The sequence below is a fragment of the Polyangiaceae bacterium genome (assembly GCA_015075635.1).
In the GTDB taxonomy this organism is placed as follows: Bacteria; Myxococcota_A; Polyangia; order Polyangiales; family Polyangiaceae; genus JADJKB01.
This window is the reverse complement of record JABTUA010000002.1, coordinates 3,003,762-3,019,426: the sequence shown is the minus strand read 5'-3', so window position 1 is coordinate 3,019,426 and position 15,665 is coordinate 3,003,762. Positions and strand designations below refer to the sequence as shown.

General features: G+C 69.3%; 15 protein-coding genes. 8 read left to right on the top strand and 7 right to left on the bottom strand.

The features are described from left to right. The first annotated feature begins 93 nt into the window (after positions 1–93). Positions 94–1,650 (top strand): apolipoprotein N-acyltransferase, encoded by a 1,557-nt coding sequence (gene lnt, locus HS104_29580; GenBank protein MBE7484107.1) that lies wholly within the window; start codon positions 94–96, stop codon positions 1,648–1,650. Here the strand turns inward: lnt and HS104_29575 are convergent. Continuing rightward, complete coding sequence (locus HS104_29575) at positions 1,628–2,383, bottom strand: serine/threonine protein phosphatase (protein ID MBE7484106.1); 756 nt, start codon at positions 2,381–2,383, stop codon at positions 1,628–1,630. The genes lnt and HS104_29575 overlap by 23 nt on opposite strands. Positions 2,384–2,412: 29 nt before the next feature. On the opposite strand from HS104_29575, the gene HS104_29570 reads away from it, so the two are divergent. Both HS104_29570 and HS104_29565 read left to right on the top strand, forming a co-directional pair. After that, positions 2,413–2,838, top strand: a complete 426-nt coding sequence (locus HS104_29570; GenBank protein ID MBE7484105.1) for a DUF1569 domain-containing protein — start codon at positions 2,413–2,415, stop codon at positions 2,836–2,838. Between the two features lie 44 nt (positions 2,839–2,882). Next, positions 2,883–3,419, top strand: coding sequence for a hypothetical protein (locus tag HS104_29565; GenBank protein MBE7484104.1), 537 nt, complete (start codon positions 2,883–2,885; stop codon positions 3,417–3,419). A 90-nt stretch (positions 3,420–3,509) separates the two neighbouring features. On the opposite strand, the gene HS104_29560 is transcribed toward HS104_29565, so the two are convergent. From HS104_29560 to fsa, 3 genes are all read right to left on the bottom strand, one after another. Further along, positions 3,510–3,821, bottom strand: a complete 312-nt coding sequence (locus tag HS104_29560; protein MBE7484103.1) for an HU family DNA-binding protein — start codon at positions 3,819–3,821, stop codon at positions 3,510–3,512. Positions 3,822–4,074: 253 nt separating this feature from the next. Continuing rightward, positions 4,075–4,536, bottom strand: a complete 462-nt coding sequence (gene ybeY, locus HS104_29555) for an rRNA maturation RNase YbeY (GenBank protein ID MBE7484102.1) — start codon at positions 4,534–4,536, stop codon at positions 4,075–4,077. A gap of 82 nt (positions 4,537–4,618) precedes the next feature. Then, entirely contained in the window at positions 4,619–5,266 is a 648-nt protein-coding gene (gene fsa, locus HS104_29550; protein ID MBE7484101.1) for a fructose-6-phosphate aldolase, read from the bottom strand. Between the two features lie 127 nt (positions 5,267–5,393). On the opposite strand from fsa, the gene HS104_29545 reads away from it, so the two are divergent. Then, positions 5,394–5,930 carry a hypothetical protein gene (locus HS104_29545; protein MBE7484100.1) on the top strand — a complete coding sequence of 179 codons (537 nt, stop codon included), beginning with the start codon at positions 5,394–5,396 and terminating at the stop codon, positions 5,928–5,930. Positions 5,931–6,554: 624 nt separating this feature from the next. Next, positions 6,555–8,024 carry an ATP-binding protein gene (locus HS104_29540; GenBank protein ID MBE7484099.1) on the top strand — a complete coding sequence of 490 codons (1,470 nt, stop codon included), beginning with the start codon at positions 6,555–6,557 and terminating at the stop codon, positions 8,022–8,024. A 111-nt stretch (positions 8,025–8,135) separates the two neighbouring features. Here HS104_29540 and HS104_29535 read toward each other — a convergent pair whose 3' ends face one another. The 3 genes from HS104_29535 to HS104_29525 form a co-directional block, all read right to left on the bottom strand. Further along, positions 8,136–8,963, bottom strand: a complete 828-nt coding sequence (locus tag HS104_29535; GenBank protein ID MBE7484098.1) for a hypothetical protein — start codon at positions 8,961–8,963, stop codon at positions 8,136–8,138. 521 nt (positions 8,964–9,484) lie between these two features. Continuing rightward, positions 9,485–10,114, bottom strand: a complete 630-nt coding sequence (locus tag HS104_29530; protein MBE7484097.1) for a DUF523 domain-containing protein — start codon at positions 10,112–10,114, stop codon at positions 9,485–9,487. 84 nt (positions 10,115–10,198) lie between these two features. Continuing rightward, entirely contained in the window at positions 10,199–11,470 is a 1,272-nt protein-coding gene (locus HS104_29525) for a hypothetical protein (GenBank protein MBE7484096.1), read from the bottom strand. A gap of 334 nt (positions 11,471–11,804) precedes the next feature. On the opposite strand from HS104_29525, the gene HS104_29520 reads away from it, so the two are divergent. The 3 genes from HS104_29520 (at position 11,805) to HS104_29510 (ending at position 15,665) form a co-directional block, all read left to right on the top strand. Beyond that, positions 11,805–12,932, top strand: coding sequence for a hypothetical protein (locus HS104_29520; GenBank protein ID MBE7484095.1), 1,128 nt, complete (start codon positions 11,805–11,807; stop codon positions 12,930–12,932). Positions 12,933–13,023: 91 nt separating this feature from the next. Continuing rightward, on the top strand, positions 13,024–14,664 hold the full coding sequence (locus HS104_29515) for a DNA mismatch repair protein (protein ID MBE7484094.1): 1,641 nt from the start codon (positions 13,024–13,026) through the stop codon (positions 14,662–14,664). Positions 14,665–14,669: 5 nt separating this feature from the next. Then, entirely contained in the window at positions 14,670–15,665 is a 996-nt protein-coding gene (locus HS104_29510) for a hypothetical protein (GenBank protein ID MBE7484093.1), read from the top strand.

Below are 15,665 nucleotides of genomic sequence, written 5' to 3'. Positions count from 1 at the left end.
TCTCGTGGGGCTCGGCCTCAGTGGCAGGCCGAGTTCTGTTGCGCCAAGACGGCGAAAGTCGAGGCTGACCTTGCGTGTTAGCTTTCGGTGCCGATGAGCCCCGACAAGCCCGCGCGGAACTGGCGTGCGCCGGCCGCGGCAGCGCTCGGCGGCGTGGTCTTCGCGCTCTCGGCGCCGCCGACGGACTTCTACCCGGCGGTGTCGATCGGGCTCGGCTTGCTGTTCGTCTCGACCCAGGCCGTGGTGCGGGTGCGGGCGGTGGTGCTGATGGCGATGATCTGGGCCACCAGCGCCGGGCTCGTGGGCATGCGCTTCGTTCCCAGCGTCATCGTGCGCTTCACGGATCTCGGCTTCGCGCTGGGCCTGCTCGCGCTGTTCCTGCTCTCGGTCATCCAGTCGGGCACCTGGGCCATCGGCCTCGCCATCGCGCGAGTGGTCGAGCGCCGCACGGGCCTCGACTCGCGGGCGGGCTTCGGGCTCGGCACGCTGATCGCGCTCAGCATGGTGTTCGTGATCGCCTGGACCCCGGCGGGGCTGGTCTCGCCCTGGCCCGTGTTCGTGCAGCTCGCCGAGCTGATCGGTGAGAAGGGTGTGTCTTTCCTGATCGCGGTCTCGGCCGCGCTCTTCGCCTCGCCCCTCGTGCCGTACGTGGCCCGCGCCGCGCCGGAGGACCGCCGGCCCTGGCTCGGTCCGGCGCTCGGCGCGCTCTTGCTCGCGCTGATGGCGGGGCACGGCGCGCTGCGCATGCGCCAGGTGCGGGCCGCTCACGCGGCGCTCCCCACGATGAAGCTCGGAGTCGTCCAGGCCGCCGTCGAGGCGCGGCTGCGCTGGCAGCCCGGGGCGCGGGAGCAGATCTTGGCGCGCCTGCGCCGGCTCAGCGTGGACTCCGAGCGCGGCGGGGCCGAGCTCACGATCTGGCCGGAGGCGGCGTACCCCTTCGTGCTCGATCACGCCGCAGGACGCATGCAGCGCGGGCGTCGCGCCATCGTCGGCGGCGGCGTGCGCGGCCCGGTGTTGTTCGGGCTGATCACCACCGCACCGGGGGGCGATGCCGGACACAATGCCACGACCGTGGTCAGCCCCGAGGGTCTGGTCCAGGTCCCGCAGGCGAAGATGGAGCTCCTGTGGTTCGGCGAGACGGTGCCCTTCGGCGAGCACCTGCCGTTCTTGCGCAAGCTGTTCTCGCGGGCCGGCGGGCTCATCCCGGGCAAGGACGTGTCGCTGCTGTCGAGCGGCCCGGCGCGCATCGGCGTCCTGAACTGCTACGAGGACACGCTGCCGGCGGTGAGCCGGAAGATCGCCAAGGTCGGCCCCAACCTCCTGGTGAACGTCACCAACGACGCCTGGTTCGGTCCGACGGCGGAGCCGGAGCTGCACCTGCGCCTGTCCGCGCTGCGGGCCGTCGAGACGCGCCTCGACCTGGTGCGCGCGGTGAACCTGGGCGTGCCGGCCTGGATCGACGCGAGCGGCGCCGTGCGGGTGCGCGGCTCCGCCGAGGCCGAGAGCGTGATGCACGTCACCCCCGCGCTGAGCGAGGCCGGTCCGACCGTGTACGTGCGCTTCGGCGACACGCCGCTCTGGATCGCGCTCGGGCTGGCCATGGCCGAGGCGTACCGCCGGCGCCGCGTCAGCGCGACTCGTACACCGTGAGCGACGGCAGCTCCACGCAGGTGAGAAAGCCGTCTCTTCCACAGCCGGTGTCGATGCCGATCACGTTCTCACCCGCCCACAGGTCCTTCGGGTCGTCCGGCGTGTGCTGCGACAGCTCCGGCGGGAGCAGGTCGGTGCAGGTGTGGCCGAACACCACGCGCTTGCCGCGGTAGTTGCGGAAGAAGTGCTCGTCCCGCAGCCACAGGAGCTGCACCGGCGGGTGGGGCAGCTGGCTCGGGTGCAGGAAGTCGCCGTTCGGACCCGGCGGCAGCCCGGCGTGGACGTAAATGGCGTGCGCGTCCTCGTACCAGTACGGCAGCTTCTCCAGCCACTCGACGATGCGCCGCGGGAAGAAGCGCCCGCTCTCGAAAGCCTCGCGCTCCTCGGCGATGGGCTCCTGACCCGTGACGGCGACCGGTGCGTTGATGAAAGAACGGTACGCCGGCAGGCAGCCGTGGTGGGGCGGACGCACGAACTCCGGCCAGCGGTGCCTGCGAACGCGCAGCCAGGCGTCCTCGTGGTTGCCGCGCAACGCGACCACCTTGGCCTGGATCATCTTGGGCAGGTAGCGCACGTATTCGACCACCTGCTTGGAGTGCGGGCCGCGGTCGATGTAGTCGCCGAGAAAGACCAGCGTGTCCTGGGTGTCGAGGCGCGGTAGCTTGGCCATCAGCTTGCGCAGGTGCCCGAGCTCTCCGTGGATGTCGCCGATGGCGAAGGTTCGGCCGGCCATGCGCCTTCGATCTTAGCTATAGTGCCGGCGTGAGGGCGACGTCGTTTCGTGAGGTCCGGGCGCTGCTCGAGGGGCTCGGGGACGCCCCGGCGCTCGCTGGGCCGTGGAGCTACTCCGAGGTGCTCCAGCACTGCGCGCAGAGCATCGAGTGCTCGATGCAGGGCTACCCGAAGCTCCGCTCCGGGCTGTTTCGCGCCACCATCGGCCGGATTGCCAAGCGGAAGTTCCTGAAGCAAGGGCACATGAGCCACGATCTCGCGGCCGCGATCCCAGGTGCCCCCGCGCTCGATCCGGCGCTGCCCCTCGAGGCTGCGCGCGAGCGCTTGCTCACCGCCATGGGGCGCTTCGAGGCTCTCGCCGCCGAGCCCAAGGAGCATCTGGCCTACGGCCCCTGCACCAAAGCGGAGTACGAACGGCTCCACGCCATGCACGTTGCCAATCATCTCGGAGCGTGAGCGCCGAAGGACCGCCGCCGGGCCCCCGTGGTAAGGGTTCCCGCATGACTCGCTTCGCCCTCGCGCTCGCGCTCCTGACCGCCGCCTGCACCAAGGGCGCCGGCCCCTCCCCGGCCGACGGCTCCTCTCCAGCGCCGCCCGCCACCGCCGGGGAGGCGCCCGTCGCGTCGGCCGAGGCGCCCGCGGGAGAGGCTCTCCCGAGCGGGGAGCTGCCCGCGGAGCTGAACGCCTCGACGAGCAGCGTGGCGGGCTGCCTGGCCAGCCCGGGCCGGACCGAACAGGCGCCCCGGGCGCGGGCCATGGAGACGAAGCCCGAGCTCACGGTGACCCCGGTGGCCGGCGGCGTGCGCGTGGCCCACGCGGTGTCGCACGCCTGCTGCCTGGACTCGAAGGTCGCGACCAGCGTCAGCGGCAACACCGTCACCATCACCGAGAGCCTGTTCGGTACGCCGTGCCGCTGCATGTGCAGCTCGACCATCTCGACCTCGGTGCGGCTTTCGCCCGGGGACTACACGCTGCGCGTGGTCGTGGATCACGACGGGCAGAAGACCGAGAGCGAGCAGAAGCTCGTGGTGAAGTGAGCCCAAATGACAAGTCCCCGACTCTCTGACGAGAGCCGGGGACGTTGGCAGTGCTCGGGCTCGCCTGCGCGAGTCACCGAGCGCAGTCGATCACTGAACCAGATCCTTGAGCGCCTTGAGGGCGGTCGCGCGGACCTTCTTGCTCGCCGGCTTCGCCGGAATCGTGATCGGCTCCTTGGTGAAGGGGTTGATGCCCTGACGCTCTTTCGTCGCGGGCTTCTTCACCACGCGGAGCTTCACCAGCCCCGGCACCACGAACTCGCCCGGACCACGGCTCGACAGCTGCTTGCGGATGAGCTCCTGCAACGCCTCGAACACGCGGTTCACGCTCTTCTTGTCCAACTCGGTCGCGCCAGCGACCTCACCAACCACCTGAGCCTTCGTCAGCCTCTTGCCAGCCATATTTCGCCTCCTAATGGAAACCTACGCTTGTCGCCGTCTCCCGCCCTCTAGGCCGCCCCGTGAACCTTCCAGGATCATCGCGAGAGCCGTCCAAGGCACGCGACAGGTAACAAGGGAATTTCTGCCGTTCAAGCGAAATTCGATCACGAGACGCACAAAAACGCCTTTTTTTCAGGGCTCGCGGCTCGAATGGACGCAATTGGGTGAAAAAAGCACATCCGCACACACGATCTCGGGGCGCGGGTCGCTTGCGTCACCGCACCCGGGCGGAGCGCGATTTTCGACCTCGACCCGCCGCTGGGCGCGCTCCTCTGGCGACGCGCTTCGGGCTCGCCGGTGCGCTCGCGGCGCGTACCAGGCGGCGCGTCAGGCTGACCATCTCGCGCTTCTCTTCCGGCGTCGCGTGGTCGAAGCCGATCAAGTGCAAGAGACCGTGCGCGAGCAGGAAGCGCACCTCCTCGTACAGCACGCGCTTGCGCGCGCGGGCCTGGCAGAGCGCCGTGTCGAGCGAGATCACCACGTCACCGAGCACCAGATCGCGACCGCCGTTCGCGCGCTCGTGAGCGTCGCGCGCCGCGCGCTCGTCGATGGGGAAGGCGAGCACGTCGGTCGGCTTGTCCTTGTCGCGCCACTCGCGGTTCAGCTCGCGGATGGTCGAGTCGTCGGTGAGCAGCACGCTGAGCTCGGCGTCGGCGAGACCCAGGGCGCCGAGCATGCGCTCCGCGATCACGCGCACCGTGGTCGCACCGAGCGCCGGCGAGCGTCGCGCGCTCCTTCGGACCAGCGCGGGCACGCGCTCAGCCCTGCGGGATCTTCTTCGCGTCCTCGAGGAACTTGGCGAGACCCATGTCGGTCATCGGGTGCTTGGCGAGCTGCGTGATGACCTTGAACGGGATGGTCGCCACGTGCGCGCCCATCAGCGCCGCCTGCACCACGTGGATCGGGTGCCGCACGCTGGCCACGAGCACCTCGGTATCGAAGTCGTAGTTGTCGTAGATGGTGACGATCTGCTGGATCAGGTCCATGCCGTCCTCGCTCAGGTCGTCGAGGCGGCCGACGAAGGGCGAGATGTACGAAGCGCCGGCTTTTGCCGCCAAAAGCGCCTGGGTCGCCGAGAAACACAGGGTCACGTTGGTCTTCACGCCTTCGGACTTGAACACCCGCACAGCCTTCAGGCCGTCCACGATGAGCGGCACCTTCACGACGATGTTCTTGTGGATCTTCGCCAGCTCCCGGCCCTCGCTCAGGATGCCCTGGGTGTCCGTAGCCAGCACTTCCGCGGAAATCGGGCCGTCCACGACCTCGCAGATCTGCTCGATGGCCTTCCGCATCGGCAAACCCGCCTTGGCGAGCAGCGAGGGGTTGGTGGTCACGCCGTCGATGGCGCCCATGGCCCAGGCTTCCTTGATTTCGCCGATGTCCCCGGTGTCGATGAAGAACTTCATGTTGGCCTCGCAGCCCACGTAGCGAAAACGCCGGGCGGCGGCAAGGGACGACCGCCTTTCCAAGGAAACGGTCGGGAGCTACGTTTCATCCTCAGTGGCTCGGCCGTCGCGTCCTCCCGGGTTCGACATGACGTACCGGCCGGCGGAGACGTCGTTCGCTCCGCCGTTCGTCGTGCTCGTCCCGTCGTTCATCTACTTGTCGCTCGCGCTGGTCGCGATCGGCGTGGTGATCGCGGCGCACGTGGGGCCCACCAACTCGAACCTGCACATCTGGATCGTCGAGCAGGACCCGCGCCGGGTGATCGGCTCCCGGACCTTCGCCACGCTGATCGCCGCTTCCGCGCTCTCCGTGCTGTTGCGCGCCAGCATGCGCGGCGTGCGCATCCGGCCCGACGGCATCGAGTACCGCGACGTTCTCTTGGGCTGGCCGCGCATCCGCCGCTACCGCTGGCCGCAGATCGACCGCATCATCCTCGATCAGCCCCGCAGCATCGTGCTCGACCTCTGGGACGGCACCCACGCCTTGCTCCCCGAGGTCGGCGACCGCGCGGGGCTGTCCATGGCCCTGGAGAAGGTCGCCCACGCGCGGGCCATCCCAGTCCGGGGGGGCAAGGGCGTGGACGAGATCCCCGAGAGCGACGAGCTCGCGGACGAGGAGGGTTGAAGAAGAGGCGGCTCACGCTCCAGCTCGAGAGCTGTCGAATAAGGACGACCTCCAGGCCGTGCTGCTCGGTATGCGGCCGAGCGGAAGGTGAGAAACGAAGCACTCTCGATCAGCCTCGGCCTCGCAGAAGTGGGGTTGTGAAAGGCGCAGCTTCGGCAGCGGCTCGACGGCGGCGGGAGCTGGTCCGGATGTTTGGGGGCTATTCGGGCGGCGGCCGTGGCTCTGCGAGCCTCCGGCGGCGGCGCGATGGAGAGAGCGCGGCGAGGCTCTTGGAGATCCTGGACGCGCGGTCGCGGGCGTTGGCACGGTCCGAAGGAGAAACGGCGAAGGGCAGCGCCACGGGTATCTCGCTCGAGACCCACCGCGCTGCCGCTGACAAAGACTACCAAGGGCATCGTCTCGATCCCTCCTTTGCGGTGCGCTAAGTTGGCTCGGATGAGCGACGCCGGGGGCACGAGCAGCTGCGGTCTTTGCGGCGAGGGGGCGCGAGCGGGCGATCTGACCCGGGGGCGAAAGCGGTCGATCTGCCGGGGCTGCGTGGAGCACGGGTTACGCGCGACCCTAGCCAGCACTCGGACGCACCGGGACGGTGAAGATGCACCGCGTGCCTACGAGTCGTGCTCGGTGTGCGGCGAACGGACGTCGCAGCCAACGCTGTACCGCGCGGCGCTTGGCACGGCCTGCACGACCTGCTTGTACGAGAGCTACAACCTGCTGACGCAGATGCTGGAAACGACGAGCCGGCGACAAAAGCACTTCGCGACCGTCGACGGGGGCACGGTCGCCGCGTTGCTCGACGGCCACTTCGACGGGCTTGAAGCGATGGACGTCGTCTCCGCGGTTCGCGAGTTCCCGATGTACCTCCGCGCAGATCTTCAGCGGGCGCTGGATGCTCGTTTCGGCGAGATCGGCGTCGAGTGCATCGGGTTTCGAACACGGTACAGCCACGAGACAGTCGACTACGCCAGCCTGCTGAACCGAGACCACTACCCAGTTCTCGTGGCTCCGTTGCAGTACGAGGACGTGCACATCGGGGAGCACGAACCCGTGCGCTGTGTGCGCCAAGGCCTGTGGCTCGCCGAGATCGGCGGGCTCAAGTGCGCGCTCATCGCGGTTCCCGCCCAAAAGCACGGCCTGACGACCGGCTGGCACGTGGAGATCGCCGTTCCAGTCGGCCCGGCAGGCGAAAAGTTCGTGCGAGACACGTTCCGCAAGCTGGAGGAAGCCATCCAGGCGTCGGCGTCCTACAGAGGAAAGGTGCTGTCGCTCGAGAGCGAGCGCCAGTTCTCGGGCATGGCTGCCGGGAACATCGTCGTTCATCGCCTCGAGCCGGTCGCCCGCGAAGAAATCATCCTTCCAACGCGCACGCTGGAGCTCCTGGAGCGCAACGTCTTCAACTTCCTGGCACAGCGGCGGCGCATGCTGGAAATGAGGATGCCCATCAAGAAGGGGCTCTTGTTCTACGGTCCCCCGGGCACCGGCAAGACCCACACCATCCGTTACCTGGCCGGCGCGTTGAAAGAACACACCACGCTGCTCGTCACGGCCGAGCAGTGTGGCATCGTCGCGGAATACTTGGCGCTCGCGCGGCTCCTGAGCCCCGCCATCGTGGTCATCGAAGACGTGGATCTGATCGCCCGCGAGCGCGAGAGCCTTCAGACGCCGGCGCAGGAAAGCCTGCTGAACCGCCTGCTCAACGAGATGGACGGCCTGCGCGAGACCGCCGAGGTGCTCTTCATCCTCACTACGAATCACCCCGAGTCCCTGGAAAAGGCACTCGCAGGTCGGCCCGGCCGCATCGACCAAGCGTTGGAGTTCCCGCTGCCGGACGACGAGGGGCGGCGCCGGCTGGTAGACCTCTACCGCCGCGAGCTCATCGTTTCGGCGGATCTGGTGGCGAACATCGTCCAGCGCACGGAGGGCGTCAGCGCCGCTTTCATCAAGGAGCTCATGCGTCGCTCCGCTCAGTACGCGTTCGAGCGATCCGCCGACGCGGCGGAGGCGACGATGGACGACGTCGATCGGGCGCTCCAGGAGCTGCTCTTCGAGGGTGGCAAGCTGAACAGAGCCTTGTTGGGCGCGAAGCTCGATTGACGGTTCGTCCGGCACCCGAAACACGAAGCGGGCTCGTGGCCGCTCAGCAGCAACGGCGGCCGGAACGGGCGGTCCCGTCAGGTCGGAGCATTCATCGAAGGATGCGCGCGGTCAGAGCATCCATCCAGCGCGCAAGTTGAGGGTCGGAACGGTGGCGCGGCCGATGGTCTCGAGCGTGTCTTGCACCTTCTGATCGTTCGGCTTGACGTACTTGTCGATGACCTCGGCCGGCACGTCCGGGGGCAGCTGCGTGTCGAAGTGGACTTCACTGGGCGCGAGGGGGACCTGAAGGCCGACGTCGATGCCCAGAGTGAAACCCGAGCCGAACGTGTGTTGGAGGCCGAGCTGCGGAGTCAGCACCAGCGTCCGGACGGACGCTCTGCTCTCGACGACGAGCGCGTCCGGCAGAGTGGGCGCGATGGCTTTGTAGGGGCGAACGTCGTAGCTGCTCTTGAACGAGCCCTTGATGGTCGCGTATCCGACTCCTGCCCCCACGAAGAACATGCCGCCGAACGGGAAGAGCCGGCCGTAGGCGTCGTACTCTTGGTAGGAAAGCTCGGCCTCGCCATAGAGTGAGATCCTTATCTTCGGGATTAGTCCGACGTTCACTCCGGCCCCGAAGTAGCGCGTGAGCTTGATGGCACCACCGAAGCTCAAGACGCTCGGCAAACCGACCCCGACCAGGCCGCCGATCCGGAACGGGCCGAACAGGCCGTCCGCGGAGTCGTCTTCTTCCTTGGCCTCGGGCTTCTCCTCGTCGTCCGATGCAGGCGGCGAACGCTGCCCGCTCTCACCGCGTGCCGTCGGCGGCGCGTTCGACCACTGCGTGGTGCGCGGCTTCGGCTGAGGTGACGTCCGCGGTTGCTCGGCGGGGGCGCTGCGCGACTTGGCGGGCGTGCGCGGCTTCTCCGACGAAGGATGTTTGGGGAAGGTCGCCACCGGAGGTTTCTTCGGAGGCGTCTCGGCCGATGGTGGCGGCTTGGGCGGCGGCTCCGGAGGCTCTTCCGGCGCAGCTGGCGCTTCCGGTGGAGCCGGCGGTTCTTCCGGTGGAGCAGGCGGCGGGGGCGGCGGGGGCGGCGGGGGCGGCGGGGGCGGCGGGGGCGGCGCGGGCGGCGCGGGCGGCGCGGGGGGAGGGTCAGGAGGCGGAGCGGGAGGCTCGGACGGCGGGTCGGCAGGCGCAGGCTTTGGCTCTTCCTGTGCCCCGACCGGCGATGTCAGGAATGCGAGAGCCAGCGCTGCTGTGAAAGTCCGTCGGCGGCTCGCGTGTCGGTGCGAGTGAGGAATCGAAGAAGCCCCGGTCACGAAGCCCGCGATGGTACTCCGCCCCGATGACGAGCGATAGCTCGCGGCACGCGAAGCGCCGGAAACCACGAACGATCGAGGCGATCATCAGCCCGGCAGCGACGGCGACCGCGGCGCAGGCCGTGCGAGCCGTTGCTTGCGAACGGCGCGGGCGTTCGTCAGCGTTCGAAGTACGAGCGGTACCAATCCGTTTCGTGGTGGTCGATGGCGGAGGCATCCGGCACGAAGCGCGGGTCGAGATGTGCCCGAATGCGACCCAGGGTGCGGTGGTCCCGCTGACTGACGATCGGGATCCCGGCGCGCAAGAGCAGCGCCGAGGCGACGCCGACCCCGGCCACGAACTCGCGACGCTCCACCAATCGGCAGCCCCTGGAGATGACCTGACTTCCGCACGCCGCGCTCATGTCCGTGACGATCGCCAGCTCCACCGCGTGCGCTTGGGCGTGCTCCAGCATGTTGCGCGCCCCGAGCCGCATCTGCTCGGTGAGATCCGAGCCGTGCTCGTCCAAGACCCGCGCCCGCCCGTCGACGACGTCGAAGCCGTCACCCCCGTGGATGTCGGGCATGGTCCGCGGAGTGCCCATCCCGCTCTCCTCCGGGCAGAACGGAATGGCCTTCACGACGTCGAGCGCCAGGAGCTCGCGGAGCACCGCGCCCAAACCGTAGTCGGTGCCGTTCACGCCGCACGGGAGGCCAGCCAGGCAGCCACTGACCAGGACGCGCAGCGGCTCTGCCGCGGTCGGCACGCGCAGCGGCAGGGGAAGGTCAGGGTGATGGGCGAGGCGCATGGACCCGCATCCTAACCCGGCGCGCGTCGTCACCCAGAAGTTCGAGGGTGATGCGCTCGCGGCGTTGCCAACGGGACCGGCGCGTCACTCGAGCCGCAGGTCGTCGATCAACACGCCGACCTTGGCGCAACCGGATCCCTCGTAGTAGTCGCCCGAGACGTGCAGCAGAACGTCCTTGCCTGCCTCCGGGATGGGGACGAGCACGCCGGCTTGCTTGCCAATCTGCATCGCGCCGGCGTCTGCAGGCAGGGGCGACAGCTCGCTCGTCGTGAACGAGGCCTGCTGTCGCTGAGCTCCGCCAATCACGCCGGCGGCCACGTAGATCGAACCCGCGAAGTTGGAGCAAGCGGACACGATGCGAGTCTCCATCGCGATGTTCCCTTCGCTGCTCACCCGCTGGAGCCTGAGGAGCGCGGAGGCTCCGGGGGCCAAGTAGAGCATCTTCGTGCCGGTGATCGCCGGCTCGCCCGCGAAGCCGTCCACGAGCTGGGCACCGCCGAGCATTCCTTGTGACGAGCCGCCCTCGAATCCGTCTTGAGTCAGCACCCCGAAGTCGGGCGGGGTCGTGACGACGAGCGGGGCAGGCTTGCCCACGCCTGCCAGATCCGAGCCGTTCACGAGGAGTGAAAGCTGGGCTCCGAGCGGCAGGACGAGGTCGCTGCGAAATCCCACCACGTAGCCCGCGGCGAGGATCGGAGAGAGCGCGTGGGGCGCCCCCGGAACCGACAGCGTCGCGGTCGCGGTTGGCTGTAGGGCTTCGCTGACGACGACACCGAGCGGGTTCAGCCCGCCGGCGCTGGACACCTGGGCGCTCGGAGCGGTGTCGTCGATCTCGCCTGCGAGCGCGACATCCGCCGTCAGCGTGATTTCACCCGTGTCGTCGCTGCACTCGGTTCGGGACAGCGTTGCGACGCCGCTGAGCTCGACGACGCCATCCGTGTCGTGATCGGAGAGCTCGAGCGTAGCGGTCGCGAGATCCCGATGACCCGGGCACATGTTCCAGCCTTTTGGCAGAGCTTCCAGCTGGATCGGGGACGTGAGCTTCCACTTGGCGCCCTCCCGCGCCAGCTCGCCCACCGCCGCACGCCCCGACGAAGACCAGACGATGGACAGCGTCGTGGGTGACGCTCCGGCCACGTGCAACGTCACGGGGCCGCAGGGACCGAGACACTCCCCGATCAGCTGGACGTCGAACGACTTTCCTGCCAGGTCAATCGTGGCACCGTCTGTGCCATCCGCGGGGCTGTCGGCGCCGGCATCCTGACCAGCCGGATCCATTGCTTCCCCGCGTGTTCGTTCGCAGGACCCGGCGAGCGCGAGCAGGAAGGGGGTCAGCGCGACGAGCCGGCGCGACATGTCACCCCCCGGCAAAGCAAGGAGCGCGCCAGGCCTGGATGCCCTTTGGCTTCGGTGCTCGACCAGGAAGACCGCGACGTCGGCTCTGCTGATACGGCCTAAGAGGACCTCGACCTTGCCATCGCCGTCGAAGTCGAAGACGGCGGAGCCGGTGGAGCCGTTGTTCTCGTCGGTGGGCTTTCGACCACAGGGCCAGACCAGCCAATGTGCTGGGCGCGGTCCCGTCCATCAGCTTCTTGCCGTCCAGCACGACGTAGCCGGGGGAACCCGACGTAGCCGGCGTCGGGAGTCCCGTTGTCTCGTCTCCGGGGACGTGTACGATTCGGAAGAGGGCATGCTCCAACGGGCCGCCATCGTGTTGCTGCTCGCTAGCGGGCTCTGCGCGACGCCCACACCGGCGCGAGCGTGCGGCCCGGGCGGAGCGACGGGTGCGTCGGTGGCTCCGCGGCAAGGCGCGGTCGTACCGAGGAACATCCCCGCCATCCACGCCTTCCCGGGCTGGAGCTACGGGACGCCTTGCACCGCCGGCACGGTCACCCTTTCGCAAGCGCCATCCACGCCGATCGCGCTGACGCCGAGCGCGACCGAACCGAACGTGTACCTGCTGGCGGGGCCGCTCGTAGCGGGGGCGAGCTACGCGGTCGAAAACCCTTCGACATGCACTTGGAACGTGCCGTCGCCCGTCTCGTTCACCGCGGGCGACAGTCGCAAGCTCCCACTCGAGACCGGCAAGCTCGAGATCGCGGCGTCAGGATTCGGGTACATCTCATGGTCCTCCGGCTCGTGCTCGTGGGGGAACCAGGGCCCATGGGTCCAGCTGCGACTGCGCCCCGCCTGCGACCTGGTCCCCTTCCTCCCGGTGACGCGCTTCACCACGGAGGTGTCCGGCGGCGCTTGGGCGACGTCCGGCGTCGGAGCAACGGTGGCGGTCGCCAACGAACACCTGGAGAGTCGAACGGTGGGCATGGTCTGGAGCAGTTGCTCCAGTACCGAGGTGGGGCCGCCACCAACCACGGGGAAGCAGCAGATCAGCGTTCGGGCGCACATCGTCGGAGCTTCGATCGACCCGGCACCTGCCGAGCTGACCTTCGACTTCGACTGCACGCAGGATGCGGGCAGCTCTTCTCCACCCTGGCCGAGCCCGGAGCTGGTCGACGTGGTGGGGCCTTGCATCGCCGACTTCGACGCGTCCACACCGCCGATCGACGCGACGGACGAAGCAGGAGAGAACGACGCGTCGGCCGCCGAAGCGTCGGTCGACGCGGGCATCGGGGGCGCGGCTGGCTTTGGCGCTTCGGCGGGCGCCGCGACGGACCTGGAAGCGGGCGACCCCCGCGAGCTGCGGCCCGCGGGCGCGTGCTCTCATGACGGGCACGGCAGCGGCTCGGGTCTGGCGCCGCTCGCTCTCTTCGTCGCCGCCGGCCTGGTCGCGGGCCGCCGGCGAGCCCCGAGCTCCCCGTGAGCGTGAGCGTGAATGGCGAGAACCTCGTCTTCAGCTCCAGGAGTCTCCGAGGTGGCGGGAACTTTCTCCCGGCCGTAGTGTCGCGGGCTAGATGGCCGTGACCGAGCCCCCGCCGATACCGGACCTGCTCCACCCCCAGCCGCTGCTCAGGATCGACCTCGACAAGACGCGGCTCGGGCTGAGCTTGGCCTTCGCGGGCGGGGTCTCCGGCGGCTTGTTCGAGGAGGCACTGGACCAGGCCACGCTGGCGCCCTCCACCTGGGAGCCCGCCGCGTTCGAGAACGACCTGTTCCTGCGCCGCTTCGTCGCCGGCTGCTTCAAGATCCGCGCCGGTCGCGAGGAGGGACCGCTCGCGGCGACCCATCTGGTGAGGCTGCTCGCCCACCCGCCCCGCGAGCGCGCCATCGTGGAGCACCGGCGGGCCATCCTGGCGGAGCTTTCCACCGAGAGCGCGCTGCGCGCCCGGCTCGAGGAGCTGTACCGGCAGCTGCGGCGCCTGCGCGCGCTCCTGGAGAACACCAGCGGGATCCGCAACTGGGACCCCAGCCGGCGCCAGCTCGACATCCTGCTGATCGTGAAGGAGCTGTTCGAGCTGATGGCAGGCGGGTTCGGCGCCAGCCGTTCGGGGCTCGGCGTCCTCGGCAGCTTCGGCGCGCGCGTCCTGACGAGCGAGCCGTATCGTGCGCTCTCGGATCTCCTCCGCTACGACGAGCGACTCGCCACCCTGAGCCTGAAGGTCGGTGTCGGCGCGGACGGGCGCATCCGCGGCTTCGAGGTGGTCTCGGTCGCGGAGGACGCCGAGAACCCGTTCGTCAATCCGCCCTGGCGCCGCTGGTTGGCGAAGCTCGAGCTGTTTGCCCGTGGCTACCGCTTCAGCGACGGCGAGGTGATGACCCGACTGGTGGACGCGGTGTTCATGGGGCTGGAAGACGACATCGTGGTCTTGGTCCAGCTGCTCGGCGACCTGGAGTTCTACTTGGGCGCGCTCGCCTTCGCCGATCAAGCGCGCGCGGCGGGGCTCGAGGTGTGTCTGCCGGAGCTCGTCTCGGCCGAGTCTCCCCGGGAGCTCCGCGGCCTCTTCAACCCGCTGCTGCTGATGAGCGGGATCCAGCCGGTGCCGTGCGATCTGGTGTCGAGCCGGCTCGCCACCACCATGCTGGTGACCGGGCCGAACTCCGGCGGCAAGACACGGCTCCTGCAGTCCGTCGGGCTCACGCAGCTCCTGGCCCAGTCGGGGGTGTTCATCCCGGCGCGCTCCGGCGCCGTCGCGCTCTCGCCCGCCCTGGTCGTGTCGCTGATCCAAGAGACGAAGGCCGACCAGGCCGAGGGTCGGCTGGGGATGGAGCTCTTGCGTATTCGGGACCTCTTCGAGCGCCTGCCGCCGGGCGCCATGGTGCTGCTCGACGAGCTGTGCTCCGGGACGAACCCGTCGGAGGGCGAGGAGATCTTCGAGTTGGTGGTGGAGATGCTGAGCAAGCTCGCTCCTCAGGCGTTCATCACCACGCACTTCCTCACGTTCGCCGCGCGCCTGGAGCGGGAGAAGAAGATCCCGGACCTCGGCTTCGTGCAGGTCGAGCTCGGCGCGGATCGCCGGGCCACCTACCAGTTCGTGCCCGGCGTGGCGACGACCTCGCTAGCGGGCCACGCCGCCGAGCGGCTCGGGGTCACCGGTGAGCAGCTTTTGTCGCTGATCGAGCGCAACGTGCAACAGTTCCAGGCGAAACACCGCTGAGCCCGATGCCGAGCCTGCTCGTCACCAAGAAGATGTCGCCTGAGCTCGCGGCCCGAGTTCAGGCCGCCGTGGACGGTCGGCGCGCGCCGCCCGGCGCGAAGCTCGCGCCGCGCGCCACCTCGCTCCTTCGAATCGGAGCCACCGCGCTCATCGTGGTCACCTGCGTGTGGTTGGGGCTGTCGCTGCACCGCGCGCACCGCGCCCTCGAGGCGCGGCGCGGGGAGCTCTCGGAGCGAGTCCGCACCGAGGCCGCCGAGCTCGGCCCCGACGAGCACGCCGCTCTGACGCGGGTCTTGCCGTGGCTCCCGCTCTTCGCCGGCGCTTACCCGGGGGATCTCGTCGCCGACGAGCTTCGCCCCTCGGGCGCGTTCGCGTCCGTCCTCGGGCGGCCCACGCTCTACCTCCGAGGCCCGCTCTCGAGCTTCGCGGATCGGGTCGACGAGAGCGCGGCGAGCTCGTTCAAGGACGCGTTCGTGTTGTGCCTCCACGCGCCTCCGACCGCACGCACCGAACCCTTGTTGAAGGCGAAGGCGCGCGCTGCGATGAGCGGGCGAGCCGAGGCGCTGCTGCCGGCGGCGGGGGTCGAGCGGCTGCACGACGTGATGATCGGTCTGCCCTTCTTGAGCCCGGATTGGGACAAGAAGGTCGGCGCCGCGCGCTCGCGCGAGGAGCTCGGGCGGCTGCGCCGGGACTTCGAGCGCGCCCCCATCGCCCGCGCCAAGGCCGGGGCGAGGGCAAAGCTCCTGCTCGTGGTCGTGGACGAACCCAACACCGAGCCGGGGCCCACGGAGCTCGACGGCGAACGCCCCCACGACGTGCGCGTCGGGCTGGTCGATCTCGGCACGCGGAAGGTCTTGCTGCGCCTGCGACGGCGCGTCGATCCAAGCTGGATTTCTCCCACGGCTCGCGCCGAATACGCCAGCGGCATCGACAGCTGCGCGCTCGCGCTGGACGTGCACGCCGCGGTCGCGAACGGGGGTCGCGTCGCGGCCGGCGAGTGA

What these genes read in the sequence shown, in the direction of transcription:
- lnt (MBE7484107.1), top strand. Translation starts at nt 94, where the DNA reads ATGAGCCCCGACAAGCCCGCGCGGAACTGGCGTGCGCCGGCCGCGGCA.
- HS104_29575 (MBE7484106.1), bottom strand. Translation starts at nt 2,383, where the DNA reads ATGGCCGGCCGAACCTTCGCCATCGGCGACATCCACGGAGAGCTCGGG.
- HS104_29565 (MBE7484104.1), top strand. Translation starts at nt 2,883, where the DNA reads ATGACTCGCTTCGCCCTCGCGCTCGCGCTCCTGACCGCCGCCTGCACC.
- HS104_29560 (MBE7484103.1), bottom strand. Translation starts at nt 3,821, where the DNA reads ATGGCTGGCAAGAGGCTGACGAAGGCTCAGGTGGTTGGTGAGGTCGCT.
- ybeY (MBE7484102.1), bottom strand. Translation starts at nt 4,536, where the DNA reads ATGCTCGGCGCCCTGGGTCTCGCCGACGCCGAGCTCAGCGTGCTGCTC.
- fsa (MBE7484101.1), bottom strand. Translation starts at nt 5,266, where the DNA reads ATGAAGTTCTTCATCGACACCGGGGACATCGGCGAAATCAAGGAAGCC.
- HS104_29545 (MBE7484100.1), top strand. Translation starts at nt 5,394, where the DNA reads ATGACGTACCGGCCGGCGGAGACGTCGTTCGCTCCGCCGTTCGTCGTG.
- HS104_29530 (MBE7484097.1), bottom strand. Translation starts at nt 10,114, where the DNA reads ATGCGCCTCGCCCATCACCCTGACCTTCCCCTGCCGCTGCGCGTGCCG.
- HS104_29525 (MBE7484096.1), bottom strand. Translation starts at nt 11,470, where the DNA reads ATGTCGCGCCGGCTCGTCGCGCTGACCCCCTTCCTGCTCGCGCTCGCC.
- HS104_29520 (MBE7484095.1), top strand. Translation starts at nt 11,805, where the DNA reads ATGCTCCAACGGGCCGCCATCGTGTTGCTGCTCGCTAGCGGGCTCTGC.
- HS104_29515 (MBE7484094.1), top strand. Translation starts at nt 13,024, where the DNA reads ATGGCCGTGACCGAGCCCCCGCCGATACCGGACCTGCTCCACCCCCAG.
- HS104_29510 (MBE7484093.1), top strand. Translation starts at nt 14,670, where the DNA reads ATGCCGAGCCTGCTCGTCACCAAGAAGATGTCGCCTGAGCTCGCGGCC.